Genomic DNA, 24,144 nt, shown 5'->3' with positions numbered 1-24,144 from the left:
GCCAGATGGACTCCCTGCAGAGAAGGCTGAGCCCCAAGCGGCTGATCTCCGGCGACCCGCCGCCGCCCACGCCGAGCCCGCTGCCGCCCGGCGGCGGCCAGGCCGTCGGCGCCTCCGACCTCGCCAAGCGCCGCGACGAGCTCGCGCGCGAACTGGCAGAGCTGCAGTGGGACCTCGGCGGCCTCGCCTACGAGATGGCGATCCGCGACCACTTCCGCCTCGACGTGCTGATGCGCCAGGCCGGCAGGCTGCAGGAGGTCGACGCCAGACTCGGCGAGGTCGAGCACCTGCTGCGGCTCGACACGACCGGCGCGGCCGGCGCCTGCCCCCGCTGCGGCGCGCTCTACGCCCGTGGCGCGCTGTTCTGCTCGCACTGCGCCTTCCAGCTCGTCGGCGTCCAGCAGGTCGGCGGTGCGCTGACGCCGCCGCCGGCGGTTGGCGGGGCGGCCGGCGCAGGTTCCGCGCCCGCTGCTGCGACTGACGCCGCGACCGTCGAGTCGGCGGCCCTTGCCGCGCCCGCGGACGGCGGCGCGGCGGCCGGGCGCGTCACGCCGCCCCCGGCCGCCGCCGACGCGCCCTACGGCGTCCACGTCCCGAACGCCGACGACGGCTTCGGCGGGCCGCGCGCGGAGGGCGACTTCCGCGTCCGCATGCCGATCGCGGAGGAGACCGCTCCGTCCGGGTCGCCCCAGCCGCTGGCCGACGAGCAGGACACGATGCCGACGGGCCTGCGCGAGCCGCGCGGCGATGACGCGATCATCGCGCCCGAGCCTCCCGGCCGCGCCGACGCAGGGCAGACCCCGGGCCTGTGACGCACCCGCCGCGACCCCTGCCCGGCGAGCAGCCGTGCGTCGAGTGCGGTGCCCCGCTCGCGGGCGACCAGCACTGGTGCGTGATGTGCGGCGCCCGCCGCGCGAGCGCCCGCACCGACGCGCTCGCGCTGCTGCTGGGGCCGCGGGCTGAATCACCCACCCCTCCCCCGACGGTCGCCGCTCCGCGCCGAGCGACCGCCGCGAACCGCCGCCGCGCCGCGCTGCCGGTCGCGCTGGCGACGCTGGTCGGGCTTGTCGTCGTGACGGGGTCCAACGTGCCGGCGTCGCTGGCCGGCTCCGGTCAGCCGCCGTTCACGGTCGTGCTGCCGGCGCAGGTCGCCGCGCAGGTGGTCGCCCAGGCGCCGCCGGCCGAGGAGCCCGCGCCGGTCGTCGACGACACCTACGAGGAGCCGCCGCTCGCCGAGACGCCGCTCGCCGACGCGCCCGTCGTGGAGGCGCCCGCGGCGACCACCGACCCGACGCCGACCGACGGTGACGACGCGCCGGCCGAGGATCCGCCGGCCGACACGCCCGCCGAGGACGAGTCGCCCGTCAGACACGTCTTCATGATCGTGCTCGGCTCGACCGACGTCGCGGCGCTCGCCAGAGACGAGACGGCGGCGCCCTACATCGCCGGCACGCTCGCCAAGAGCGGCACGCTGCTGAGCGACTACCGCACGGTCGCGCGCGGCGCGCTCGCGAACCGGATCGCGCTCGTCAGCGGCCAAGGCCCGACGCAGCAGACGCTCGACGACTGCACGACCTTCGCCGACGTGAGACCGGCCGACGCGCTGCCCGACGGCCAGACCGGCGGCGACGGCTGCGTCTACGGCTACGAGACCGGCACGTTCGGCGACCAGTTGCGCGCGCTGGAGAGAACGTGGCGGGCGTACACGGAGCCGGCGGCCGGGACTGCGTCGCGCGGCCACGCGAGCGCCTCCCGCACGCGCGACGCCGGCGCCGGCCCGCGCGCGCTCGGCGCGACGGCCGCGAGCAACGGCGGCGGCCCGCGCGCTCGCGCCGCCGCGGCCTGCAGAACCGACGCGGCGACGACGCGGCGCAATCCCTTCCTGTGGTTCCGCGGCACGTTGGAGGCCGACGACTGCGACGAGCACAACGTGCCGCTGTCGCAGCTGGAGAGAGACCTCAGAGACCCGGACAGAACGCCCGCGTTCTCGTACATCTCCAGCGACGCGCAGCAGGGCTCGGCCGAGGCCGACGCGTTCCTGGAGCGCGTCGTGCCGGCGATCCAGAACTCGCTCGCGTACGCGAACGGCGGCCTGATCGTGATCACCAGCGACCAGCCGCCGGCGGCGGCGCCGACGCCGCCCGCGCCGCCGGCCGCCACGACGCCGACGGACCCGGTGCCCCCGCCGCCCGCAGCGACGACGCCGGCCGCTCCGCCCGCGACGACGCCGACGGAGCCGCCGCCCGTCACGACGCCCGTCGACCCGCCGATCACGACGCCGACCACGCCGACGACGCCTGAGGATCCACCGCCGACGACGACTCCGACGACGCCCACAACTCCGGTCGACCCGCCGGCGGACACGACGCCGACGGACCCGCCGAACCTCGGCGCGAACGCGGCGACCGCGCGCGCCGCTGCGTCGCCGCTCGCCGCGGCCGCATCCGCCGGCGGCCCGCTCGCTCGCAGCGCCGCCGACGGCGATCCCGACCCCGCCGCTCCCGTCCAAGCCGGTCCCGGCCCGAGCAGATACGCCAACGTCGGCGACGCGGTCGCGGCCGGCGCGGGGATCCCCGTCGGAGCGCTGCTGATCTCGCCGTACACGCCGTCGGGCAGAGTCGACAGAACTCCCGCGAACGCCTTCACGCTGCTGCGCACGCTGTCGGAGATCTTCGGCGTCGACCCGCTCGGCTACGCCGCCGCCAGAGGCGTCAAGCCGCTGTCGGACAGACTCTTCTCCGTCGAGCCGTAGCGCACGCGCAATCGCGCACGCGCCCTGCTGCGCGTGTGCGCAGCGCCGGAACGGGTACGTGAAGGTCGTCGGCAACGCCAGGAGGTGGCGTCAGATGAGCTCCATTCCGACGAACGGAGCAGGGCCGCACGATCCGACCCGGCAGGAGCAGCTCGAGGAGCTGCCGATGGCGCAGCTGCTGCGGCGGCTGTCAGACCAGGCGTCGCTGCTCGTGCGGGAAGAGGTCGCGCTCGCGAAGGCGGAGCTGGCCGAGAAGGGCAAGCACGTCGGCCGGGGTGCGGGGATGTTCGGCGGCGCAGCGATCCTGGCGCTGTACGGCGTCGGCGCGCTCGTGACCGCGGCGATCGTCGCGCTCAGCCTCGCGCTCGCGACCTGGCTGGCCGCCCTGATCGTCGCCGTCGTGCTGTTCGCGATCGCCGGTGGCGCGGCGCTCGCGGGCAAACGGCAGGTCCAGCAGGCAACCCCGCCGCTGCCGCAGCAGACCGTCGAGACCGTGAAGGAGGACGTCGCATGGGCGAAGACGCGCGCAAGAACGGCACGACAGCACTGACGCTCGCGGAGGGCGACCCGGTCGCGCTGCGGGCGCAGATCGAGACGACGCGCGCTGAGCTGGGCGACACCGTCGCCGCGCTCGCCGTCAAGGCGGACGTCAAGGCGCAGGCGCGCAATCGCGTCGCAGTCGCCAAGCAGGGCGCACGCGAGCGCGCCCAGACGCTTCAGCGCAGCGCAAAGAGCAACCCGGTCCCGTTCGCCGCCGCCGGTGCAGCGCTCGTGGCGCTCGTGGCGCTGCGGATCGCGCGCCGCTGAGGAGGAAGAGCCGATGGCCGGAACAGGACGACGCAGCGGCGGCCTGGTGGGACGCCTGCGGGGACGCGTCGGGCACCAGGAAGCGGATTCTCAGGCTCGACCCGATCCTTCGGACACGGCGGTCGCCGACCCCGCGCTCCGCCCCTGGGAAGCTCACGAAATCCCTGCTGACGGCCAGTTCGACGACAGGCCTGACGCTCGAGTCGAACCTGAGACCGAGCGATCCGAGGACGCCGCGCCCGACGGACCGACCGACATCTCCAAGCGCGGCTGGCTGGCGACGCTCAAGCGCACGGGCAAGGAGTTCAAGGCCGACGGCCTGCAGGATTGGGCCGCCGCACTGACCTATTACTCCGTCCTGTCGCTGTTCCCTCTGCTGATCGTGCTGGTCGCGCTCGTCGGGCTGTTCGGCGAGTACCCGCGGACCGTCAACGCGATGCTGGACATCGTGCGCGAGGTCGCCCCCGGCTCCACGGCCGACACCGTCCAGAGCTCGATCAGCGGCGTCGTCAGAGACAAGGGCGGCGCGGGCGCGCTGCTCGGCGTCGGCCTCGTGACGGCGCTGTGGTCGGCCTCCGGCTACATCGGCGCGTTCATGCGCGCCGCCAACGCCGTCTACGACACGGAGGAGACGCGCCCGTTCTGGAAGCTGCGGCCGTTGCAGCTCGCGGTCACCGCGGTGATGGTCGTTCTGCTGGCGTTCCTGGCGATCGGCTTCGTCATCAGCGGCTCCGTCGCGCGCGCGCTGGGCGACACGATCGGCCTCGGCGACAGCGCCGTGACCGTCTGGAACGTCGCCAAGTGGCCCGTGATGCTGCTCGTCGCGATCGTGATGGTGGCGCTGCTGACGTGGGTCGGGCCGGACGTCAGACACCCGAAGTTCCGCTGGATCACGCCGGGCGCCGCGGTCGGGCTGCTGGTGCTGATCGTGGCCTCGGTCGGGTTCGCCTTCTACGCCGCCAACCTCGGCTCCTACAACGCCACCTACGGCACGCTCGGCGGCGTGATCGTGTTCCTGATCTGGCTGTGGATCGCCAACCTCGCGCTGCTGTTCGGCGTCGAGCTGGATGCCGAGCTGGAGCGCCAGCGGCAGATCGAGACGGAGGCCGCTTAGACCCGCGCGCGCGTCCGGGCGCACTCGCAGCGGTACTCGTGACGTTTCACACAAGTACCTGCTGTAGGGTTTGTGCCACTACGCACGCTTGGCCGCCTCGTCCTTCCGCGCGATTCAACAGAGGAGCGGAGGTGAGACTGTGCCCTCGAGGTCCGGTCTGATCAGGCCAACCACAGGAGCTGTGCGATGAGCGTCGCCGAGCAGCCCGTCGCGTTCTTCGTGCCGCGCCTGGATCCGGCTCAGCCCGAAGACGAGGTCGCCTACGCGGCGCTCAGACAGCGCGCGACCGACGACGCCGGCTGCGCCCCGCGCGACCGCCGCATCTTCCGCCTCTGGTGCCGCCGCGGCGGGCGCGACTGCGTGCTGGAGGTCGGCAAGCCCGATCCGGTCCACGGACAGGTCGTGCTGGCGATCTTCGACCTCGGTCGCGGACAGCCGTACGTGGTGCACAGCGGACTGCCCGGCGAGGAGGAGACGGCCGTGCGCGAGCACATCGGCCGCCACGTCTACGCCGTGACCGAGTTCGCCGACGACGGGGCTGATGGCAGGGCGCTCTGAGCCTGCGCGCCGGAAGCCCTACGCTTTCGGCGCCCCATGATCGCACCGTACGCAGCGCTCTACTTCGACTTCGACATATCGCCGGACTCCCCGCGGGGTCCGGCGCTGCTGGTGCTGCTGTCGTTCCTGCTCTCGTTCGGCTTCATCCGCACGAGCGCCCGCCTCACGCGCAGCTCGCGCGTGACGTGGTGGCCGGGGAGCGTCAGAACCGGCAGCGGCGTCCACATCCACCACCTCGTGTGGGGGATCTCGCTGCTGCTGATCTCCGGCTTCGTCGGCTATGCGACCGAGTTCAGAGCGCCGTGGATGCACATCACGGCGATCGGCTTCGGCGTCGGCGCCGGCCTGACGCTCGACGAGTTCGCGCTGTGGCTGCACCTCGAGGACGTCTACTGGGCGCAGGAGGGCCGCAGCTCGCTCGACGCGGTCGTGCTCGCGACCGTCTTCGCGACGATCGTCGCGATGGGCGTGCGACCTGTCGGCCTCGGCGACACAGGCGGCACGTTCGCCTCGATCGGCGCCGTCGCGCTGCTGGTGGTGCTGTCCGGCATCACGTTCATGAAGGGCCGCTTCGTGCTCGGGATCGTCGCCCTGCACCTGCCGTTCATCGGCCTCTACACCGCCTGCCGGCTGGCGACCCCAGACTCGCCGTGGGCACGGTGGCGCTACCGCGGCGACAAGCTCGCCCGCGCCCGCCGCCGCTTCTCCCCCGACCGCCCCTTCGCCGTTCGCCGCAATCAGCTGCTGGACCTGATCGGCGGCGCTCCGACGCGCGACTGAGCGAGCGGCGCCCGGCTCAGCTCGGCGGCGCCGGGGGCCGCGGCGCGCGCGGGCGCGGCGGCTGCGGCGGCGGGGACATGAGGCGCTGGGCGAAGCGCTTCGCCTCCGCCTTGATGCGGTCGGCGAGGCGGGGCTCGCTGCGGACCTCGACCGAGCCGAGCGCACCGGCGACGATCACGCGCACGATCGGCGCGCCGGGCGGCGGCGCCTCGGCGCCGAGGTGCAGCTCGCACGAGCCGAGCACGTTGCCGCCGCTGACGCGCACGTCGGTGCCCTCCGGCACCAGCAGCTCCGCCGAGCCGAGCACGGCCTTCAGCACGATCTCGACCTCGGGGCCGGGCATGATCGCCTGGCGCAGGTCGAGCTGGATCGAGCCGAGCGTCGCGACGAAGCGGCTGCGCGGCGCGAGCGTCCACCGGCCGCGGCGGTCGAGGCTCGACAGCACCGCGCGGTGGCGCTCGACCGCGCCGCTGAGCGGCCCGCCGGCGGCGTCCGCGGCGGTCGGCAGGCGCCCGCCCGGCAGCAGGTCCGCGGCGATCGCTCTCAGCTCGTCGTATGTTCTGGCGGCCTGCGCGAGCTCAGCGCGATCGGCCAGCTCCTCGACCGTGAGACGCCCGTCGACCGACGCCTGCCGCAGCAGCGCGATGACCTGCTCGCGGTCGTCGTCGCTGGCTCGAAGAGGCGGCTGCTGCACGCCAGCGAGAGTACCGCGCTCCGCTCAGGCCCCGACCGCCACCTCCTGCGGCAGCTCGTCGCTCTTCACTCTCGGGACCGCGACGAGCGCGATCACGACGCCGATCACGGCGAAGCCCGCGCCGACGAGGAAGGCGAGCTTGAAGCCGTCGGTGAGCGCGTCCGGCATCGCCGTGCCGGAGCCGAGCGAGCTGCTGATCTTCGAGTTCGCGATCGACGACAGGACCGCCAGCCCGAGCGCGCCGCCGACCTGCTGGGCCGTGTTGATCAGGCCCGACGCGAGCCCCGCCTCGTCGTGCGTGACGCCCGCGACCGCGGTGATCGTCAGCGGCACGAACGAGAAGCCGAGGCCGGCCGCGACGACCAGCGACGGTATGAGCACGTCGCCGAGGAACGAGCCGTTCGCGTCGATCTGGGTGAACAGCAGCAGCCCGATCGCGGTCAGCACGAGGCCGGTGACGAGGATCGGCTTCGGCCCGACCTTCGTCACCAGCTGCGAGGCGGAGCCGGCCGAGACGATGATCATGAACGCCAGCGGCAGGTACGCGAGCCCTGCGTCGAGCGCCGAGAAGCCGAGCACCTGCTGGAGGTAGAGCGAGATGAAGAAGAACATCGAGAAGAGCGAGGCGCCGACCAGCAGCGCGACCGAGTCGGCGCTGGCGACGTTGCGGTTGCGGAAGATCTGCAGCGGCATCACGGGGTGCTTGACGAGCTTCAACTCGACGACGACGAACAGCACCAGCAGCACGATCGCGAGCGCTATCAGCCCGAGCGTCTGGAACGAGCCCCAGCCGGCGCTCTCGGCGTCGACGAGCGCGTAGACGAGCACGATCAGGCCGCCGGTCACGAGCGTCGCACCGGCTATGTCGAGGCTCGTCTCCTCCTGGCCCTTGCTCTCGCGCACGAAGCGCGGCGCGACTATCGCGGCCGCGACGCCGATCGGGACGTTGACGAACAGCACCCACTCCCAGCCGGCCCACTCGGTCAGCATCCCGCCGAGCAGCACGCCGACGGCGCCGCCGGCGCCGGCCAGCGCGCCCCAGATGCCGAGCGCTCTGTTGCGCTCGGCGCCCTCGGTGAAGGTCGTCGTGACGATCGAGAGCGCGGCCGGAGCGACGATCGCCGCCCCGAGGCCCTGCACGCCGCGGGCGATGATCAGCCACTCCGACGTCGTCGCGAAGCCGCCCGCGAGCGAGGCGACCGAGAAGAGCCCGAGGCCGGCGATGAAGACGCGGCGGCGGCCGAACAGGTCGGCGGCGCGCCCGCCGAGCAGCAGGAAGCCGCCGAACGCGAGCGTGTAGGCGTTGACGACCCACTGCAGGCTGGCGTCGGAGAAGTCGAGGTCTCTCTGGATCGACGGCAGCGCGACGTTCACGATCGAGGCGTCGAGCACGACCATGAACTGCGCGACCGCGAGCACGACCAGCGCCTTCCAGCGAAGCGGGTCGGGAGCGGTCTCGTGGGAGGGGGCGGCGGAGGCCATCGTGTCGTCCTTCTCGTGAAGGCTAGAATCAGAAGGGAGCGGAACCGGATCTCCGGTTCCGCTTAGGAACGTTACGGAGGCGCGGTTCCGCTTGTCAACCCCAACCCCCATTCCCCCGCCCGGCACCGGTGCCAAACCTCTGCGCGCCGACGCGGCGCGCAACCGCGCCAAGATCCTCGACGCGGCCCGCGACGCGTTCGCGCAGGACGGGCGCGACGCGCAGATGGACGACGTCGCGCGGCGTGCCGGCGTCGGGGTCGGGACCGTCTATCGCCACTTCCCGACGAAGGAGTCGCTCGCGCTCGCGATCGTCGAGCAGCGCTTCGACCGGATCATCGCGGAGGGCAACGAGCTGCTGCGCACCGATCCCGACCCGTGGCGCGTGATCGAGCGGTCGTTCGAGCTGTGCGCGACGACCCAGCTGACCGACCGCGGCTACGCCGACGCGGTCGCCGCGATCGCCGCCGCCAGCACCGCCCACGGCCCCCTCGGCCCGCCGCCGCAGCAGCTGCTGCAGCTGATCGAGCTGAGCACGACGATGGTCGAGCGCGCGCGCGCCGCCGGCGTCGTACGGGCGGACCTGCAGCCGAGCGACATGCCGCCGCTGTACGCGGGCCTCGCGAGCGTGGTGCAGGCGGGCGTGCCCGACTGGCGCCGCTACATGGAGATCATGCTCGACGGGCTGCGGCCGCGGTAACCGAATCGGTCGGTCTCAGACGATCGACGTGGGTGGTGGGGCGGATGCGCCGGGCGAGTCCTGAGACCCGCCCGGCGCACCCGACGCGCCGGGGCCAGCTTGCAAGGCGTCGAGCAGCGGCGAGAGCTGGCGCAGCAGCTCCGTCCGTGACGCCGAAGAGAGCGCGGAAAGCGTTCCGTTGGAGCGTGAGACGGTGACGCCGAGCAGCAGCGCCAGCAGCAGTTCGGCGCGCAGCGCCGCGTCGTCGCCGTCGCCGACGGCCTCCTTCGCGGGATCGAGCACGCCGGGGCGCATGATCCGCCGCAGCAGCACGCGGCGCTCGTGCTCGGCGGGCGCGGGATCTGCGAGCGCGCGACGGACCGGTGAGACCTCGGCTCTGTCCCAGCGCCCGATGATCCGCTCCGCGATCGCGTGCAGGTCGGCGACGGCCGGCTGGATGCGTGCGATTCGCTCCTCGCCGGCGAGGACCGCGAGGTAGAGCGCCTCCTTGGAGCCGAAGTAGCGCGCGATCAGGGCGGGGTCGACACCGGCGCGCTCCCCGATCTCGCGCGTCGTCGCGCGCTCGTAGCCGCGCTCGTCGAAGAGCGACCCGGCCGCGTCGATCAGCGCCCGCCGCGTCGCCTCGGCGTCGCGCTTGCGGACGGGCTTGGGATCGGCGGCGCCCTTCGCGTCCGCCGCGCCCTTCGCGCCGTTCCTCGCGCCCGCCGCGCCCTCCGCGCCGCCCCTCGCGCCCGCCGCGCTCACGACGCCCCCACCCTCGCGACCGCTCCCGGCAGCGCCGGCTGCTCCCCGTCGAACACGCTCGGCCCGATCCCGGCGCCGACGGCGGCCTCTTCCATCACGAGCTGCTCGCGCACGTCGCGGACCTCGATCGCGGCCTCGTCGGCGACCGCGCGGCGCGGCGCGAGCGCGACGGTGACCAGCGCGGTGACGACGCAGATGACGGCGCCGGCGAGGAACGCGACGGTGTAGCCGTCCTCCAGCGGGAAGACCAGCCCGGCGGGATGGTGCGCGGACAGGATCGCGACGCCGACGGCGCTGCCGAGCGCGCCGCCGATGCTGCGCAGGACCTGGTTGAGGCTCGTCGCGCTGCCGGTCCGCTCGCCCGGCACGCTCGCGACGATCAGCGCCGGCATCGCGGCGAACGAGCAGCCGACCCCGACCCCGAGCAGCGCCGTCGAGACCGCTATCTCCCACAGGTGGTCGTGCGCGAGCGCGAGCCACAGCAGCGTCGCGGCGACGATCAGCGCGCCGGCGGGGAGCACGATGCGGATCCCGTAGCGGGCGATCACGCGGCGGGTGATCTGCTGCGAGACGAGGCTGCCGAGCGACAGCGGCAGCAGCATCAGGCCGGTCGTGACGAGCGAGGCGCCGAAGCCGTAGCCGGTCGCGGTCGGCGTCTGCATCAGGCGGTTGACGAGCGACATCACGATGTACATGCCCATCGCCAGCAGCAGCGCGGCGACGTTCGCGCCGAGGATCGCGCGCTGGGAGACGAGCCGCAGGTCGACGAGCGGCGCCTCGCGGCGCAACTCGACGCGCGCCCACGTGGCGAGCAGGATCGCGGCGGCGGCGAACAGGCCGACGACGGTGGCGGAGCCCCAGCCGAGCGTCTCGCCCTGGCTGATGCCGAGCAGCAGCGCCGCGAGGCCGGTCGCCAGCAGCAGCGCGCCCGGGACGTCGAGCGTCACCGCCCTCGCGCGGCCGGGCGCGCGCGGCACGGCGAGGTGGACGGCGAGCAGCGCGCCCGCGGCGAAGATCGCGCCGAACCAGAAGGCGGCGTGGAAGTCGAGCACCTGGGCGATCAGGCCGGTGACGGGGAAGCCGAGCCCGGCGCCGACGGCGACGGTGATCGACAACGTCGCGATCCCGGAGCGCTGGCGCTCCCCGCCCGTGTGCTCGCGCACGAGCGCGATCGCGAGCGGGACCGTGCCATAGCCGATCCCCTGCAGCGCGCGGCCGAGCAGCAGCTGCGGGAAGTGCGCGGAGGTCGCGGCGACGACCGAGCCGACGAGCGAGGCGGCGAGCGTGAACAGCAGCACGCGGCGCCGCTGCGGCCCGTCGCCGAGCCGGCCGAGGACCGGGGTCGCGATCGCTCCGACGAGCAGCGTGACGGTCAGCATCCATTGCGCGGTCTCCAGCGACACGCCCTGCGCGGCGGCGATCGTCGGGATCAGCGGCGTCCCGAGCGTCGACATCACCGAGACGGTCAGTCCGGCGAAGACGAGTGCCGCGATCATCCGGCCTGACCTAAGTCATCAAACGAAGACATCACTTGATGACCTTAGCAGCGTCGCCACGGTCCATACGCTTCTCACACTCCCCTTAACCACAGCGGCGAGACTAGGCGCGCGATGCAAGGGACCCAGACGCCGACGCTGCCGCCGCCTCCGCCGCCGCGCACGCGCGGGCGCAGGCGCACCGGGCGCAAGCGCGTGGCGGTCGCGCTCGGGGCGCTCGTGCTCGTCGCCGTGGGCGCGGCGGCGTGGGAGCTGCTGACGCCGCCGGCCGAGCCGGAACTGGCCGGCATCGAGTCGATCAAGGCGTTCCACTCGCGGCCGCTGCTCGACCCCGACGCGCTCACGGTCGCCACCCCGGCGGCCCCCGGCGTCGCGCCCGGCTTCATATTCCTCGCGGTCAAGCGCGGCCCCGGGCAGGACGGGCCGATGATCGTCGACAACCGCGGGCGGCCGGTCTGGTTCCACGCCGTCGGCGGCGACAAGACCGCGACCGCCTTCAAGGTGCAGCAGTACCGCGGCAGACCGGTGCTGACCTGGTGGGAGGGCAACACGCACCTCGGCCACGGCCACGGCGAGTACGTCGTGATGGACACCCACTACAGAGAGATCGCGCGCGTGCGCTCGGTCGCCAGCGAACTGCCCGACCACCACGACTTCCAGCTGACCGACCGCGGCACCGCGTTGATGACCCTCTACATCGAGAGAAGAGCCGACCTCTCGAAGGTCGGCGGGCCGAGGGACGGGACGATCGTCGAGTCGCGCATCCAGGAGGTCGACGTCGCCAGCGGAAGACTCGTGTGGGAGTGGCGCAGCGCCGACCACGTGCCCGTCACCGAGGGCATGACGGCCCCCAAGGACGGCAAGCCGCACGACTACTTCCACGTCAACGCGATAGACGTCGACCGCGACGGCGACCTGCTCGTGAGCGCCCGCAACATGCACGCGATCTACAAGATCGACCGGCCGAGCGGGCGGATCGAGTGGCGCCTCGGCGGGCGCAGAAGCGACTTCCGGATCGGACGCGGCGCCAGATTCGCCTTCCAGCACGACGTCCGCCGCCAGCCCGACGGGACGCTGACGCTGTTCGACAACGAGGCGACCCCCGCGAAGGCGCAGGAGTCGCGCGGCCTGCAGCTGCGCCTGAACCGCCGCACGATGACGGCCAAGGTCGTGCGCCAGTACAGACACCCGGACGGGCTGCTGGCCGGCGCCGAGGGCAACCTGCAGACGCTGCCGAACAGAGACGTCTTCATCAGCTGGGGACCCGAGGAGCGGATATCAGAGTTCTCGCGCGGCGGCAGGCTGCTGTTCGACCTCGCGCTGCCGGCCGGCTCCGACAGCTACCAGGCGTTCCGCTTCCCCTGGCGCGGCCGCCCGCTCGACCGTCCCGCGATCGCGGCCAGACGACACCGCGACGGGCGCAGAACGACGGTCTGGGCGAGCTGGAACGGCGCGACGCTCGTGCGCCGCTGGCGCGTGCTCGCAGGGCCGAGACCGGGCAGGCTGCGCCCGATCGGCCGGCCGCTGCGACGCACCGGCTTCGAGACCGCGCTGAGAGTGAGGACGAAGGCCCGCTTCGTCGCCGTGCGCGCGGTGGGGCCCGACGGCAGAGCGCTGCGCGCCTCGCGTGCGGTGAAGCCGCGCGGCGGCTGAGCCGTCGGCGGCGCGGCGCCCGCACGGAACGCTAGCCTCCCGCCGATGCCGCTCCACTTCGCAGTCGGCCTCCCCAACATCGGCGACTACGGCGATCCGCTGCTGCTCGTGCAGCTCGCGCGCGAGGCCGAGGCGGCCGGCTGGGACGGCGCGTTCGTGTGGGATCACGTCGCCTACCGCGAGCCCGGCTGGCCCGTCGCCGACCCGTACATGACGGTCGCCGCGATCGCCGCCGACACGACGCGGATCCGCCTCGGCGTGCTCGTCAGCGCGTTCGCACGGCGGCGCCCGACGAAGCTCGCGCGCGAGCTGGCGACGCTCGACGTGCTGTCGGGCGGGCGGCTGGTGATCGGCGCCGGGCTGGGATCGCAGGGCGAGCAGGAGTTCGCGGCCTTCGGCGAGGACCCCGACGCGAAGGTGCGCGCGCAGAAGCTCGACGAGGGGCTGGAGATCGTCGCCGGACTCTTCGGCGGCGCGCCGTACAGCTTCAGCGGCGCCCACGAGCAGGTGCGGACGACCGGCTTCCTCCCCCGCCCCGTCCAGCGCCCGCGCCCGCCGATCTGGGTCGCCGGCGGCTGGCCCGCGCCGCGGCCGATGCGCCGCGCCGCGCGCTGGGACGGCGTCTTCCCGACCTTCGCCGACGTCGCCCGCGACGCGACGCCGACGCCCGAGCAGCTCGCCGAGGTCGTCGCGTTCGTGCACGCGGAGCGCACCGCCGCCGCGCGCGGCGGGCCGTTCGACGTCGTGCTGGAGGGCGTCTCCGCCGGGCCCGGCCCCGCGCTCGTGGCGCCCTACGAGGCGGCCGGCCTGACGTGGTGGATCGAGAAGCTCGGCTGGTTTCGCGGCAGCCTCGAGCAGATGCGCGAGCGGATCGCGGGCGGGCCGCCGGCATGAGGACGATCGCGCTCCTGAGAGGGATCAACGTCGGCGGCAACAAGAAGGTGCCGATGGCCGACCTGCGCGCGCTGATGGAGCGGCTCGGCTTCAGCGACGTGAAGACCTACGTGCAGAGCGGCAACGTCGTCTTCAGCGGGCCCAGAAGAGCGGCCAGAACGATCGCGCGCGAGATCGAGGCGGGGATCGTCGAGCAGTTCGGCTTCGAGGTGCTGATCACGATCCGCACGCGCGACGAGCTGGCGGCGGTCGTCGCGGCCAACCCGCTCGGCGAGGTCGCGACCGTCGACAAGCGCCACCATGTCGTGTTCCTGTCCGCCGCACCCGATCCCGCCGTCGTCGCGGAGATCGACGAGGTCGCGCACGAGCCGGAGCGGTTCGAGCTGATCGGCCGCGAGCTGTACGTCTGGACGCCCGAGGGCATCACCGACTCGCCGCTGTTCAAGGCGCTGAGCGAGAAGCGCCTCGGCGTCAGAGCGACCGCCCGCAACTGGAGAACGGTCGCGAAGCTGCTCGAGATGGCGGACGCGGACGCGTAGCGCGGCTGCCGCCGGGCGCACTGGCATCAGCCGGGCGCGCCCGCTGCGCCTAGCCTTCTCTGACCGCGCCGCCGGACCCCTCGTCGACGTCGTTGTCGGCCTCGACGTCGGCTTCGGCCTCCGCGTCGGCGACGATCTGCTCCAACGCTCTGCGCGCGTCCTCGGCCGCTTCCAGCAGCCCGTCGAGCAGCGGCGCCGGGGCCTCTTCGCCTCGCTCGCCCAGCTCCTCCAGCTGCGTCGCGACGTCCGCCACGAGCACCGCGCCGAAGGTCGCGCTGGCGGCCTTCAGCGAGTGCGCCGCCGCCGTCAGCGCAGCGGCGTCCTCGGCGTTGACGACCTCCTCCAGGCGGTCCCCGAGCTTGTCGAGATAGAGCCGCACCAGGCGAGCCAGGACGGCCGGGTCGGCGAGCTCCGCGATGAGCGCGTCGACGACGTCGGAATCGAGCGGTTCGGTCTGCATTGCCTCCGATGATGCCACGCGAATCGGCAGCCCCGTGGAAGAACGCGCGCGCACGGCGCGGGTAGCGGGGCGCGCTCGGCGCACGCCGGGGAGCGCTCGCTGCTGCTCCGCCCCGCTTCCGGGTACCTTGGACGGCAATGGGTCCCTGGCTCGTGTGGCTGTGGCGGTTGCTGCGCAACAAGCGCTTTCGCGCGTGGCTGCTCGCGACGGCCGGGCCGAGAGCGATCGCCCTCTTCCTCGTCTGGCTGGAGCGCGTCAGACACCGTCAGGTCGCGATCGGCGAGGCGGACCAGATCGACGGGATGTTCAGCGCCGCGATCGTCGACGGTGCGAGGCACGTGATCGTCTGGAAGGACGGCGAGCCGGTCTCCTCCTATCCACCCGTCGAAGGCGACCTCGCCGCGAAGCTGAGAGCGCATGCGCGCAGAGACCTGACGCGCCCGGACGACCTGCCGTCGCGCAGAGCCCGCCGCTGGGTCGGCGCGACCGTGGCACGGGCGCGCGGCGGGGCGGATCGCGTCACCACGCACGCCAGAGACGGCGCGCAGCATGCGGTCGCCGGCGCGCAGAAGCTGCGCCAGCTCGCGCCGGGCGGCAGAGCGCACGGCGGCAGAACACCCGATGGCAGAGCACCAGGAGGCAGCGGCGACAGATGAACCCGCCTGACGAGACGATCCGCGAACTGCTGTCGAGCCCGCGCACGTGGGCGGTCGTCGGCTGCTCGCCGCGCGCCTCGCGCGACAGCCACCGGATCGCCGCGCTGCTGCAGTCGCGCGGCAACCGGATCGTGCCGATCAACCCGGCCGCGCTGGAGATCCTCGGCGAGCGCGCCTACCCGACGCTGGCCGACGCGCGCGAGCAGGTCGAGATCGACGTCGTCGACGTCTTCCGCCGCTCCGAGGAGGCCGGTGTCCACGTCGACGAGGCGGTCGCGATAGGCGCCAGAACCGCATGGCTGCAACTCGACGTGATCGACGAGCTGGCCGCCGCCCGCGGCCGCGCCGCCGGCCTGACGGTCGTGATGGATCGCTGCCCGGCGATCGAGTACCGCCGCCTCGGAATCTGAGGCGGCGGGCGCGACCCGCCATAGTTGTGGCATGAGCGTCAGCAGCGAGCGCCGCGACATCGAGAGCCGCGCCGACGTCGAGCGGCTGGTGCGCGCGTTCTACGGACGCGCGCTGAAGGATCCGATCATCGGCTTCATCTTCGTCGACGTCGCGAGACTCGACCTGGAGGAGCACGTGCCGGTGATCTCCTCGTTCTGGGAGACGATATTGCTCGGCGCACGGTCTTACGGCGGCGGCGCGTTCGCCCCGCATGCGATGTTGAACATGAAGGTGCGCCTGCGCGCCGGCCACTTCGAGCGCTGGCTGCTGCTGTGGCGCACGACCGTCGACGAGCTGTTCGCAGGCGAGCGCGCAGAGCTGGCGAAGTCCCACGCCCTGCGCGTCGCACGCGCCTTCAGCGGCCGCCTGGCCGCGATCAACGGCCCGGCCGGGTCCGACCCGGGCCCGGAGGCCGGCGCGAGCGCCGGCCCGGGCCTCGTCGTGATCCAGCCCGGACCGGCGCCGGATCGCGACGCTCCAGGCGGCGAACGACGCCGCGACCAGCTCGGCGATCGGCTTCCTCCACTATGACCGGTCGTCTTAGATCTGTCAGGCGGTCGGCGCGTAGCGGTGGTGCAGGTCCAGCGTGTTGCCGGCGGGATCGCGGAACAGCGCCTGGTGGCAGACGCCGCTGTCGATCGTGTCGCCGCTGAAGCGGATCCCCTGCGCCTCGAGGTGGGCGCGGGCCGCGCCGACGTCGGGGACCTGCAGCGCGATCGGCATGCTGTGCGGCTTGAACTCCTGCCCGAACGCGGTCGGGTCCATCACCGCGAGCGTCAGGTTGCCGGCCTGGAACTCGGCGCCGGGCATCTCGCCCCATCTCTTCACGAACGGCAGCCCGAGCACGGTGCCGTAGAAGTGCATCGAGGCGTCGAAGTCATCGGTCGGGACGGCGACGAAGTCGACGCCGGTGATCGTGAGGCCGGACGTGGCGGTCATGCGAGAGCTCCTCGGGTCTCGGAACGGGCCCATGCCGCTCAGACCCTACGGGGCCGCGCGGCTCATCGAGCCGGAGCAGGCGGCGAAGGCGCCAGCTCCTTCAGCGGCTCGCGCTCGGTCTTCGCCCATTCGCTGCGCTTCTTCAACTGCCGCAACGTCGAGCGCACCAGCACCGGCCACAGCACCCAGGTGTAGAGCGCGTACGGATGCGCGACGAGGAAGCCGATCAGCCAGCCGCACGGTCCCTGCTCGGCGCGGCCGGCGATGCAGCCGAGCACGACGCCGCCGAACGCGAACACGTAGACCCACACCAGCTGCCAGCTCGGCCCGCCGTTCCAGAACGGCGTCACGCCCGTGACCCACAGCACGATCGCGACGATCAGCGCCACCCCGACGAGCGCCTGCCACAGCGGCATCAGCAGGTAGCCGAGCTGCTCCGCGCGCGGCACCAGGCCGATCGGCGCACGCCACACGTCGCGCGCGAGCGCCATCGCCTGCAGGTTGCCCTGCGACCAGCGCGTGCGCTGGCGAAACAGCGGGCGCAGCGCCGACAACCCCTGCTGCTCGACGGCCGCGCGCAGCTCCTGGCGCCCGTGCCAGCCGGCCGCGATCAGCCGCAGGCCGAGGTCCTGGTCCTCGGTCAGTCTGTCGCGCCACGGCCCGTGCTCGTCAGCGACGTCGTCGAGCGCGGCGAGCCGGTTGAACTGGCCGTTGCCGCCCATGCCGGCGGTCCCCCAGCCGTTGCGACCGGCCTGGTAGAGCGCACCGTAGACGGAGAACTCGACGTCCTGCATCCACGCGAGCGGGTGCGCGCGGTTGTAGATCCGCACGCGCGACTGGACCCCGCCGACGTGCGCGTCGGCGAAGTGCGCCGAGACCCACGCGGGCGCGTTGGGGCGCAGCCGGCCGTCGGCGTCGACGATCGTGACGATCACGTCTTCGCGCGGGACCGCGCCGATCTGCTCGCCCAGCAGCCGGTAGGCGTGGTTGAGCGCGGCCGCCTTGCCGACGCGCGCGTCGGGCTTGTCGCGCCGCAGCACGATCAGGTCGGGATGCTCGGCCGACAGCTCCGCGAGGATCGCCGGCGTGTCGTCGTCGGAGCCGTCGTCGATCACGACGATCCAGCGCCGCTCCAGCTGCAGCGAGAGCAGGCGCGCGACGCTGTCGCGGATCGTCACCTGCTCGTTCAGCGCCGGCACGAGGAAGACCCACGTGAAGCGGTCCGGTCCCTCGTACGGCGGCCACGGCGCGCGCACCCGCGCGCGCTGTCCGCGCACGAACAGCACCGCCGCCCAGCCGAGCATCGTGACGATCACGAGCAGCCCGAGCGCGAGCGGCACGCACCACCCCCACGGCAGGCCGTCGAACGGGGACGTCACCTCAGGTCAGCCACTGCTCGTCGGCGTTGGCCTGCTCCTCCGCGCGACGCTCGCGGCCGGCGAGCTGGCCGAGCATCGCCTCGACCGGCTCGAACGGGCCCGCGAAGCCGGCCGCGTCGATCACCGCGCCGCGGTTGTAGCCAGGACCGAACGCGCGCGGCGCGTCGGCGCCCAGCAGCAGGTACTCGAGCGCCGCGACGATCCGGCGGGCGGCGCGGCCGTCGCCGTACGGGTTGTCGGCCTCGGCCATCTGCGCGTACGCCTCGGGGTCGGACAGCAGCCGGTCGCCCTCGCTCGCGATGCGGTCGGGATCGGTGCCGACGAGCAGTAGCGTGCCCTCCTCGACGCCCTCCAGCCGCTCCGTCTCCTGGCGCGTGACGAGGACGGGCTTGCCGAGCGACGGCGCCTCCTCCTGGATCCCGCCGGAGTCGGTGATGACGAGGTCGCAGCGGCCCAGCAGGCGGGCGAAGCGGGCGTAGCCGAGCGGCTCGGTCAGCAGCACGTTGGAGACGTCGCGCAGCCTCGCGACGATCTGCTCGCGGACAGCGGGATTGGGGTGCATCGGCACGACGAAGCGGACCTCGGGGTGCTTGCCGGCCAGGCGCGCGACGCCCTCGGCGATGCAGTCGAGGCCGTGACCCCAGTTCTCGCGCCGATGCGCGGTCACGACGACGATGCGGTGGTCGCCGTCGACGAGCGCCTGCAGGCGCGGGTCCTCGAACTCGACGTTCAGCCCCGAGGCCCAGCGCAGCGCGTCGATGCCGGTGTTGCCGGTCACGAAGACCTGGCCGGCGGGCACGCGCTCGTGCACGAGGTTGGCGAGGTTCTTCATCGTCGGGGCGAAGTGCAGGCAGGCGATCTGCGAGATCAGCCGGCGGTTCAGCTCCTCCGGGAACGGCGTCAGGTTCAGGCCGCCGGTGCGCAGCCCCGCCTCGACGTGCATGACCGGGATCTGCAGGTGGAAGGAGGCCAGCGCGGCCGCCATCGCGGAGCTGGTGTCGCCGTGCACGAGCACCGCCGCGGGCACCTGCCCGCTGAGGATCTGCTCGTTGGTGCGCTCGCCGCTGGGCACGCCGAACCACTCGACCATGAAGTCCTCGAAGCGGCGCATGACGGAGGAGACGCGCTCGTTCAGCTCACGCCGCGTGCCGGCCCAGAGGGTCACGTCGGTCGTGATCCCGGCGAGCTGGAAGATCTCCTGCACCATCCGGTGGTGCTGACCGGTCGAGATCACGATCGGCCGGTAGAACTCGCTCTCCTTCAGCGCCAGGATGATCGGCACGAGCTTGATCGCCTCCGGCCGCGTCCCGATCACGATCGGGATCGCCAGCTCGGTCCGCAGCGGCGGCTCGTGCGGCGCCGGGTATATCTCGTGGCCCGCGCCAGGGTGCGGCGGCTCGACGAGCTCGGGGACGGAGCTGGAGGGCTGATGCTCCTGCGTCGCGTCCGCGACCTCGGTGAGACGCGTCGCGCTCGGATCGTCGCCGTTGACCGTGGGGGAGTCGCTGCTCATGCGTGCGTGCCTCGTGGGAGTCGAGTTGTCGAGGGGCTCACGTCACCTGAAGTGATCGACACCGCGGTCCGGAACTTCAGCGCCGGCCGTGAGCAGCCGCTACCGTCGCTGCCGATGCGTGTGCTCGGGATCGACTTGGCGGCGAGCAAGAAGACGACGTTCGCATGCGTGCTGGAGGAGGGGAGCGAGGACCTGCGCGTGAAGCTGCACGCCCGCTGCGACGACGCCACGCTGCTGGGCTTGGCCGACGGCGCCGAAAAGGTCGCGATCGACGCCCCGTTCGGCTGGCCGCGCGCCTTCATCGACGCGCTCGCCGCCCACCGCCGCTTCGAGGCGTGGCCGGCGCCCGACGACGACAGACCGGAGCTGTTCCGCGCGGAGCTGAGCTTTCGCGCGACCGATCGCGTGACGATGCAGACGCGCCGCCCGCTCAGCGTCTCGACCGACAAGCTCGGCGTCACCGCGATGCGCTGCGCCCACCTGCTGCATCGCTGGCACGTCGCCGGCGAGACGATCGACCGCACCGGCGCCGGGCGCTTCGTCGAGGTCTACCCCGCGGGCGCGCTCGTGCGGTGGGCGTTGGATCCCTCCGGCTACAAGGGCAGCGACACGAAGCCGCTGGCGAAGCTCGTCGCCGGCATCTGCGCCGCCGTGCCCGGACTGGGCTTGTCGGACGCCGACCGTCACACCTGCGAGCAGGTCGACCACGCGTTCGACGCGCTGGTCTGTGCGCTGGTGGCACGTGCCGCCTTGGTCGGTTTGACGGATCCCCCGCCACCCGTGCTGCGCGGCCAGGCGGTTGAGGAAGGCTGGATCCACCTTCCGCTGTGGGGCAGTCTGCCCGGCGCCGGCGCCATCGTCGGCTCCGATGACGCCGCCGCACGTCCAGCGCCCGGTCCCGCCGCGGCGGCCGCGCTGGCGGCGCATCTGGAGCAGTCCGGTGTCGTGCTCGACGCGAAGGGCTACGCCGAACGGTTCGACGAGGTCGTGCTGCCGTCGTTCTCGCAGGCCACGAAGGCTGCGATCCGGCGTGACCTGTCCGGCAAAGGCGGATCGGAGCTCGTGGCGCGCGCAGGTGCGGCAGCGAAGTTCCACGCGGCCCACTCGTCAGCGTGTCTGGCTGCGAACGTCTTCGGGCCATGGCTGGACGAACGCGAGGGCGTGCCGTTTGGCGACGGGACCTTCGCCGGGACGACGGGACTCGAGCGCGAGTGCGCGACGGGCCTGCGCGGCACCCCGCCGACGCTCGACTGGCTCGTCGAAGGTCCGCGCGTGCTCGCGGTCGAATCCAAGTGCACCGAACATCTCAGCGCGCACGAAGCCTCGTTCTCGCCGGCGTACGAGGCCCGCGTCGGCGAACTCGCCCACATGACATGGAGAAGAGAGTACGAGCGACTCGTCGCGGATCCCCGTCGCTACCGCCACCTGGACGCCGCTCAGCTCGTCAAGCACTACCTCGGCGTCAAGCGCGAGTTCAGCGGCCGTCCCGTCACGCTCGCGTACCTCTACTGGGAGCCGCTGAATGCCGACGAGATCACCGTCTGCTCGATCCATGCAGCGGAGGTGAACGAATTCGCGAGCAAGGTCGGGGACCCGCAGGTCGTCTTCGTCGCACTGACTCATCGGCAGCTGTGGGACGAGTGGGCCGCCGATGGTCAGCCCACGTGGCTGCGCGAGCACGCCGCGGCGCTGCGGCGACGCTACGACGTGACGATCTGACGCTGCTCAGTCCGGGTCCGAGCGGGAGCGCTGCGCGTTGGCGAGGATCGCGTCGTGGACGTAGCGCGAGAAGCCGGGTGCGATCTCGTCCCAGGTGGCGCTGTAGCGGGGGTCGGAGACGTACAGCTCAGCGAGCTGGCGGTGCATCGCGGGACTGCAGTCGTAGAACCAGCGCGCGATGTGCTGGCGGTGGTCCTCGGCGAGGTGCATCGCGACCGGTCCGTCGGCCGGCTCGCCGACCTCGATCGCGCGGGCGAAGGCCTGGATGTTCTCGTCGGCCTCGCGTCTGATCGCGATCCAGTCGTCCTTCGTGTACGCGGCGGAGCGGCGCTGCGACTCCTTCCACGCGTCGGTGTCGCCCCATCTGTGCTCGGCCTCCTGCGCGTGCTCGGCGAACTTCTCCGTGCCGAAGATCTCCAGCTGCTCCTCGGGGGTCAGTGAGATTCCCATCTTGCGTGCCTCCATCTCGTCTTCGATCGCGCTCAGCAGCTCCTGTGTGCGCCCACGGCGGTCGCGCAGCAGCCGGTGCTGGCGGCGCAGGTGGTCGTCGGCGCCCTCGTCGGGATCGGCCAGGATTCCTCCGATGTCGTCGAGCCCGAACTCCAGCTCGCGGTAGAAGAGGATCCGCCGCAGCCGCTCGAGATCCACGCGCGAGTACAGGCGGTAGCCCGCCTCGCTGCGACCGCTCGGCAGCAACAGCCCGATCTCGTCGTAGTGGTGCAGCGTCCGCACCGACACGCCCGCCATCCGCGCGACCTCGCCGACTCTGTACTCGTCGTCCGCGTCGTTCACGTCACCAATCATGCGGCCTCACGTTGCGTGAGGGTCAAGGGCACGCGCGCGTAACCGGCTGACGAGCGCCGGCGGCGCGGCTTCGAGTCGAGCTAGCCCCACGGAGCTGCCGGCGGCGGTGCGATACCGTCGCGTGCATGAAGCGGATCGGGTTTCTCTCGTTCGGTCACTGGCAGCCCGTGGCCGGGTCGCAGTCGCAGACCGCGCGCGACGCGCTCGTGCAGACGATCGAGCTGGCCGTCGCGGCGGAGCGGATCGGTATCGACGGCGCGTACGTGCGCGTCCACCACTTCGCGCGGCAGCTCGCGTCGCCCTACCCACTGCTCGCAGCGATCGCCGCGCGCACCAGCCGGATCGAGATCGGCACCGCCGTGATCGACATGCGCTACGAGAATCCGCTCTACGCCGCCGAGGAGGCGGCCGCGGCCGACCTGATCAGCGCCGGCCGCCTGCAACTCGGGATCAGCCGCGGCTCGCCGGAGCCGGCCCTGCGCGGCTCGGAGTCGTTCGGCTACGTGCCCGCCGAGGGCGAGACGGACGCCGACCTCGCGCGCCGCCACACCGAGCTGTTCCGTGCGGCGATCGACGGCGCCGCGGTCGCGCACGCCGACGGCGGTGACGGCCGCCCGGCGGGGACGCTCGCGATCCAGCCGCAATCGCCCGGCCTGCCGGACCGGATCTGGTGGGGCGCCGGCAAGCGAGCAACCGCCGTCTGGACCGCTGAGCAGGGCATGAACCTGATGAGCTCGACGCTGCTGACCGAGGACACCGGCGTGCCGTTCGACGAGTTGCAGGCGGAGCAGATCGCGCTGTACCGCGAGGCATGGGCGAAGGCCGGGTGGGAGCGCGAGCCGCGCGTCTCGGTCAGCCGCAGCGTCCTGCCGGTCGTCAGCGACCTCGACCGCAGCTACTTCGGCACGCGTAGCGGCGACGACCAGGTCGGCCACCTCGACGGCGGCCTCGCACGCTTCGGCAAGAGCTACGTCGGTGAGCCTGACGTGATCGCAGAGGAGCTGAGCAGGGATGTCGCCGTACGTGAGGCCGACACCGTCCTCCTGACCGTCCCGAACCAGCTCGGCGTCGAGTACAACGCGCGAATGCTGGAGACGATCGCGCGCCACGTCGCGCCGGCGATCGGCTGGCGTCCGTCCGCCGCGGCGGCGGATGCGACCGAGGTCGCCTGAACGAACCCCCACGCACGTAGAAAGGACACGGCCGCCATGGCACCGCCGACACCCGAAGAGCATCACGCCGTCCTCGTCGCGATCCGCGACAGCGAGGTCCGCTTCGTGACCGACGGCGAGGGGCCGCCGATCTACGACGTACCGGCAGAGATCAACCCGGCGCTCGTCAACCGCGCAGTCGAGCTCGGCCTCGCCGCGCTGGAGGAGCCGACGAGAGTGGGACTGTCGGTCGTGCAGGACGTGCGCCTGACCGCCGTCGGCGAGCAGCGCCTCAGCGACGAGACCTGGCCCGAGCGGTGAAGTTCAACCGCTCGATGCCGGCTGCGACCGTCATCCCGGTTGTGAACTACCCGGACGTCGAGGCCGCGGTCGCCTGGCTCACCGCCGCGTTCGGCTTCACCGAGCGCGTGCGAATCGGCGAGGGTCACCGCGCACAGCTGAGCGTCGGTGACGGTGACGTCGTCGTGCGCGACGCAGGCGACGGCTGGAGCGCGCCGCGACGGGGCGCCGCTGCGCAGACGGTGATGGTGCGCGTCGACGACGTCCGCGCCCACTGCGAGCAGGCACGTGAGCATGGCGCGCGGATCGTGATGGAGCCGACCGACTTCGAGTACGGCGAGCGTCAGTACGTGGCAGCCGACCTGGTCGGCCATCCGTGGACGTTCAGCGAGACGCTCGCCGACGTCGCGCCCGAGCAATGGGGCGGGACGACGATCAATCCGCGCTAGTGCGCGGCCGCCGGGCACAGGCCACATCCGACGTCGGGCCACTCCGACGTCGGGTTGTTAAAGGGGTGTGGCCCCGTCATCGGCGGATGACGGGGCCACACACATGTGCTACGG

At 72.7% G+C, this 24,144-nt stretch carries 27 protein-coding genes; 18 read left to right on the top strand and 9 right to left on the bottom strand.

Annotated elements, in window-relative coordinates; genetic code table 11:
- Positions 1–5 precede the first annotated feature (5 nt).
- From Q7L65_RS21150 to Q7L65_RS21120, 7 genes are all read left to right on the top strand, one after another.
- Positions 6–812 carry a hypothetical protein gene (locus Q7L65_RS21150; protein WP_304724244.1) on the top strand — a complete coding sequence of 269 codons (807 nt, stop codon included), beginning with the start codon at positions 6–8 and terminating at the stop codon, positions 810–812.
- Entirely contained in the window at positions 809–2,752 is a 1,944-nt protein-coding gene (locus Q7L65_RS21145; protein WP_304724242.1) for a phosphoesterase, read from the top strand. Before Q7L65_RS21150 ends, Q7L65_RS21145 begins: the two co-directional genes overlap by 4 nt.
- 166 nt (positions 2,753–2,918) lie before the next feature.
- Positions 2,919–3,302, top strand: coding sequence for a phage holin family protein (locus Q7L65_RS21140; protein ID WP_370552609.1), 384 nt, complete (start codon positions 2,919–2,921; stop codon positions 3,300–3,302).
- Positions 3,263–3,559 carry a DUF3618 domain-containing protein gene (locus tag Q7L65_RS21135; protein WP_304724238.1) on the top strand — a complete coding sequence of 99 codons (297 nt, stop codon included), beginning with the start codon at positions 3,263–3,265 and terminating at the stop codon, positions 3,557–3,559. Before Q7L65_RS21140 ends, Q7L65_RS21135 begins: the two co-directional genes overlap by 40 nt.
- Before the next feature lie 13 nt (positions 3,560–3,572).
- A complete protein-coding gene (locus Q7L65_RS21130; protein WP_304724236.1) occupies positions 3,573–4,673 on the top strand; it encodes a YihY/virulence factor BrkB family protein in 1,101 nt (366 codons plus the stop codon).
- A 186-nt stretch (positions 4,674–4,859) separates the two neighbouring features.
- The gene (locus tag Q7L65_RS21125) at positions 4,860–5,231 is read left to right on the top strand and encodes a hypothetical protein (protein ID WP_304724233.1); all 372 of its coding nucleotides are present in this window, start codon (positions 4,860–4,862) and stop codon (positions 5,229–5,231) included.
- Positions 5,232–5,267: 36 nt separating this feature from the next.
- On the top strand, positions 5,268–6,011 hold the full coding sequence (locus Q7L65_RS21120; protein WP_304724231.1) for a hypothetical protein: 744 nt from the start codon (positions 5,268–5,270) through the stop codon (positions 6,009–6,011).
- Between the two features lie 16 nt (positions 6,012–6,027).
- Here the strand turns inward: Q7L65_RS21120 and Q7L65_RS21115 are convergent, their stop codons facing one another.
- Positions 6,028–6,705 (bottom strand): DUF1707 domain-containing protein, encoded by a 678-nt coding sequence (locus Q7L65_RS21115; RefSeq protein WP_304724229.1) that lies wholly within the window; start codon positions 6,703–6,705, stop codon positions 6,028–6,030.
- Between the two features lie 24 nt (positions 6,706–6,729).
- Positions 6,730–8,187: an MFS transporter gene (locus tag Q7L65_RS21110; protein ID WP_304724227.1), complete on the bottom strand. Its 1,458-nt coding sequence runs from the start codon at positions 8,185–8,187 to the stop codon at positions 6,730–6,732.
- Positions 8,188–8,278: 91 nt separating this feature from the next.
- Between Q7L65_RS21110 and Q7L65_RS21105 the strand changes: the two genes are divergently transcribed.
- Positions 8,279–8,884 (top strand): TetR/AcrR family transcriptional regulator, encoded by a 606-nt coding sequence (locus Q7L65_RS21105; RefSeq protein ID WP_304724225.1) that lies wholly within the window; start codon positions 8,279–8,281, stop codon positions 8,882–8,884.
- Between the two features lie 15 nt (positions 8,885–8,899).
- On the opposite strand, the gene Q7L65_RS21100 is transcribed toward Q7L65_RS21105, so the two are convergent.
- Both Q7L65_RS21100 and Q7L65_RS21095 read right to left on the bottom strand, forming a co-directional pair.
- A complete protein-coding gene (locus Q7L65_RS21100) occupies positions 8,900–9,628 on the bottom strand; it encodes a TetR/AcrR family transcriptional regulator (protein WP_304724223.1) in 729 nt (242 codons plus the stop codon).
- Positions 9,625–11,124 (bottom strand): MFS transporter, encoded by a 1,500-nt coding sequence (locus Q7L65_RS21095; RefSeq protein WP_304724221.1) that lies wholly within the window; start codon positions 11,122–11,124, stop codon positions 9,625–9,627. The genes Q7L65_RS21100 and Q7L65_RS21095 overlap by 4 nt, the downstream gene beginning before the upstream one ends.
- 114 nt (positions 11,125–11,238) lie before the next feature.
- Here Q7L65_RS21095 and Q7L65_RS21090 point away from each other — a divergent pair, with 114 nt between their 5' ends.
- From Q7L65_RS21090 to Q7L65_RS21080, 3 genes are read left to right on the top strand one after another with little or no spacing between them, the layout of a single operon-like run.
- Positions 11,239–12,777 carry an arylsulfotransferase family protein gene (locus Q7L65_RS21090; RefSeq protein ID WP_304724218.1) on the top strand — a complete coding sequence of 513 codons (1,539 nt, stop codon included), beginning with the start codon at positions 11,239–11,241 and terminating at the stop codon, positions 12,775–12,777.
- Positions 12,778–12,822: 45 nt separating this feature from the next.
- On the top strand, positions 12,823–13,671 hold the full coding sequence (locus Q7L65_RS21085) for an LLM class flavin-dependent oxidoreductase (RefSeq protein WP_304724216.1): 849 nt from the start codon (positions 12,823–12,825) through the stop codon (positions 13,669–13,671).
- A complete protein-coding gene (locus Q7L65_RS21080; protein WP_304724214.1) occupies positions 13,668–14,210 on the top strand; it encodes a DUF1697 domain-containing protein in 543 nt (180 codons plus the stop codon). Before Q7L65_RS21085 ends, Q7L65_RS21080 begins: the two co-directional genes overlap by 4 nt.
- 49 nt (positions 14,211–14,259) lie before the next feature.
- On the opposite strand, the gene Q7L65_RS21075 is transcribed toward Q7L65_RS21080, so the two are convergent.
- Positions 14,260–14,670: an Hpt domain-containing protein gene (locus tag Q7L65_RS21075; protein ID WP_304724212.1), complete on the bottom strand. Its 411-nt coding sequence runs from the start codon at positions 14,668–14,670 to the stop codon at positions 14,260–14,262.
- Between the two features lie 137 nt (positions 14,671–14,807).
- Between Q7L65_RS21075 and Q7L65_RS21070 the strand changes: the two genes are divergently transcribed.
- From Q7L65_RS21070 to Q7L65_RS21060, 3 genes are read left to right on the top strand one after another with little or no spacing between them, the layout of a single operon-like run.
- Positions 14,808–15,326 carry a hypothetical protein gene (locus Q7L65_RS21070; RefSeq protein WP_304724210.1) on the top strand — a complete coding sequence of 173 codons (519 nt, stop codon included), beginning with the start codon at positions 14,808–14,810 and terminating at the stop codon, positions 15,324–15,326.
- Entirely contained in the window at positions 15,323–15,736 is a 414-nt protein-coding gene (locus Q7L65_RS21065) for a CoA-binding protein (protein ID WP_304724208.1), read from the top strand. Before Q7L65_RS21070 ends, Q7L65_RS21065 begins: the two co-directional genes overlap by 4 nt.
- Positions 15,737–15,767: 31 nt before the next feature.
- Positions 15,768–16,307 carry a group III truncated hemoglobin gene (locus tag Q7L65_RS21060; RefSeq protein ID WP_304724206.1) on the top strand — a complete coding sequence of 180 codons (540 nt, stop codon included), beginning with the start codon at positions 15,768–15,770 and terminating at the stop codon, positions 16,305–16,307.
- A gap of 18 nt (positions 16,308–16,325) precedes the next feature.
- Here the strand turns inward: Q7L65_RS21060 and Q7L65_RS21055 are convergent, their stop codons facing one another.
- The 3 genes from Q7L65_RS21055 to wecB all read right to left on the bottom strand — a co-directional run bounded on the left by Q7L65_RS21055 (position 16,326) and on the right by wecB (position 19,607).
- The gene (locus tag Q7L65_RS21055) at positions 16,326–16,715 is read right to left on the bottom strand and encodes a VOC family protein (protein ID WP_304724204.1); all 390 of its coding nucleotides are present in this window, start codon (positions 16,713–16,715) and stop codon (positions 16,326–16,328) included.
- 62 nt (positions 16,716–16,777) lie between these two features.
- Positions 16,778–18,094, bottom strand: a complete 1,317-nt coding sequence (locus Q7L65_RS21050) for a glycosyltransferase family 2 protein (protein ID WP_304724202.1) — start codon at positions 18,092–18,094, stop codon at positions 16,778–16,780.
- Position 18,095: 1 nt separating this feature from the next.
- Positions 18,096–19,607: a non-hydrolyzing UDP-N-acetylglucosamine 2-epimerase gene (gene wecB / locus Q7L65_RS21045; RefSeq protein WP_304724201.1), complete on the bottom strand. Its 1,512-nt coding sequence runs from the start codon at positions 19,605–19,607 to the stop codon at positions 18,096–18,098.
- 114 nt (positions 19,608–19,721) lie between these two features.
- On the opposite strand from wecB, the gene Q7L65_RS21040 reads away from it, so the two are divergent.
- Positions 19,722–21,326 (top strand): DUF429 domain-containing protein, encoded by a 1,605-nt coding sequence (locus tag Q7L65_RS21040; RefSeq protein WP_304724199.1) that lies wholly within the window; start codon positions 19,722–19,724, stop codon positions 21,324–21,326.
- A 6-nt stretch (positions 21,327–21,332) separates the two neighbouring features.
- Here the strand turns inward: Q7L65_RS21040 and Q7L65_RS21035 are convergent, their stop codons facing one another.
- Entirely contained in the window at positions 21,333–22,118 is a 786-nt protein-coding gene (locus Q7L65_RS21035) for a MerR family transcriptional regulator (protein WP_304724197.1), read from the bottom strand.
- Positions 22,119–22,255: 137 nt separating this feature from the next.
- Between Q7L65_RS21035 and Q7L65_RS21030 the strand changes: the two genes are divergently transcribed.
- Genes Q7L65_RS21030 through Q7L65_RS21020 form a run of 3 tightly spaced genes read left to right on the top strand, consistent with a single transcriptional unit; the run spans position 22,256 to position 24,030 of the window.
- Positions 22,256–23,302 carry an LLM class flavin-dependent oxidoreductase gene (locus tag Q7L65_RS21030; RefSeq protein WP_304724195.1) on the top strand — a complete coding sequence of 349 codons (1,047 nt, stop codon included), beginning with the start codon at positions 22,256–22,258 and terminating at the stop codon, positions 23,300–23,302.
- A 36-nt stretch (positions 23,303–23,338) separates the two neighbouring features.
- Entirely contained in the window at positions 23,339–23,602 is a 264-nt protein-coding gene (locus Q7L65_RS21025; protein ID WP_304724193.1) for a hypothetical protein, read from the top strand.
- The gene (locus Q7L65_RS21020; RefSeq protein ID WP_304724191.1) at positions 23,599–24,030 is read left to right on the top strand and encodes a VOC family protein; all 432 of its coding nucleotides are present in this window, start codon (positions 23,599–23,601) and stop codon (positions 24,028–24,030) included. The genes Q7L65_RS21025 and Q7L65_RS21020 overlap by 4 nt, the downstream gene beginning before the upstream one ends.
- The last annotated feature ends 114 nt before the right edge of the window (positions 24,031–24,144 follow it).

Origin of the sequence: Conexibacter sp. CPCC 206217 (genome assembly GCF_030646165.1) — a bacterium.
In the GTDB taxonomy this organism is placed as follows: domain Bacteria; phylum Actinomycetota; class Thermoleophilia; order Solirubrobacterales; family Solirubrobacteraceae; genus Conexibacter.
The sequence above is the reverse complement of the archived record's forward strand: the minus strand, read 5'-3'. Positions and strand labels throughout refer to the sequence as shown.

Bases quoted from the DNA above. Each gene is read 5' to 3' on its own strand.
- Q7L65_RS21110 (WP_304724227.1), bottom strand. From the start codon at position 8,187: ATGGCCTCCGCCGCCCCCTCCCACGAGACCGCTCCCGACCCGCTTCGC.
- Q7L65_RS21140 (WP_370552609.1), top strand. From the start codon at position 2,919: ATGGCGCAGCTGCTGCGGCGGCTGTCAGACCAGGCGTCGCTGCTCGTG.
- Q7L65_RS21040 (WP_304724199.1), top strand. From the start codon at position 19,722: ATGCGTGTGCTCGGGATCGACTTGGCGGCGAGCAAGAAGACGACGTTC.
- Q7L65_RS21130 (WP_304724236.1), top strand. From the start codon at position 3,573: ATGGCCGGAACAGGACGACGCAGCGGCGGCCTGGTGGGACGCCTGCGG.
- wecB (WP_304724201.1), bottom strand. From the start codon at position 19,607: ATGAGCAGCGACTCCCCCACGGTCAACGGCGACGATCCGAGCGCGACG.
- Q7L65_RS21030 (WP_304724195.1), top strand. From the start codon at position 22,256: ATGAAGCGGATCGGGTTTCTCTCGTTCGGTCACTGGCAGCCCGTGGCC.
- Q7L65_RS21060 (WP_304724206.1), top strand. From the start codon at position 15,768: ATGAGCGTCAGCAGCGAGCGCCGCGACATCGAGAGCCGCGCCGACGTC.
- Q7L65_RS21120 (WP_304724231.1), top strand. From the start codon at position 5,268: ATGATCGCACCGTACGCAGCGCTCTACTTCGACTTCGACATATCGCCG.
- Q7L65_RS21075 (WP_304724212.1), bottom strand. From the start codon at position 14,670: ATGCAGACCGAACCGCTCGATTCCGACGTCGTCGACGCGCTCATCGCG.
- Q7L65_RS21090 (WP_304724218.1), top strand. From the start codon at position 11,239: ATGCAAGGGACCCAGACGCCGACGCTGCCGCCGCCTCCGCCGCCGCGC.
- Q7L65_RS21095 (WP_304724221.1), bottom strand. From the start codon at position 11,124: ATGATCGCGGCACTCGTCTTCGCCGGACTGACCGTCTCGGTGATGTCG.
- Q7L65_RS21125 (WP_304724233.1), top strand. From the start codon at position 4,860: ATGAGCGTCGCCGAGCAGCCCGTCGCGTTCTTCGTGCCGCGCCTGGAT.
- Q7L65_RS21055 (WP_304724204.1), bottom strand. From the start codon at position 16,715: ATGACCGCCACGTCCGGCCTCACGATCACCGGCGTCGACTTCGTCGCC.
- Q7L65_RS21070 (WP_304724210.1), top strand. From the start codon at position 14,808: ATGGGTCCCTGGCTCGTGTGGCTGTGGCGGTTGCTGCGCAACAAGCGC.
- Q7L65_RS21080 (WP_304724214.1), top strand. From the start codon at position 13,668: ATGAGGACGATCGCGCTCCTGAGAGGGATCAACGTCGGCGGCAACAAG.
- Q7L65_RS21085 (WP_304724216.1), top strand. From the start codon at position 12,823: ATGCCGCTCCACTTCGCAGTCGGCCTCCCCAACATCGGCGACTACGGC.
- Q7L65_RS21135 (WP_304724238.1), top strand. From the start codon at position 3,263: ATGGGCGAAGACGCGCGCAAGAACGGCACGACAGCACTGACGCTCGCG.
- Q7L65_RS21025 (WP_304724193.1), top strand. From the start codon at position 23,339: ATGGCACCGCCGACACCCGAAGAGCATCACGCCGTCCTCGTCGCGATC.
- Q7L65_RS21065 (WP_304724208.1), top strand. From the start codon at position 15,323: ATGAACCCGCCTGACGAGACGATCCGCGAACTGCTGTCGAGCCCGCGC.
- Q7L65_RS21150 (WP_304724244.1), top strand. From the start codon at position 6: ATGGACTCCCTGCAGAGAAGGCTGAGCCCCAAGCGGCTGATCTCCGGC.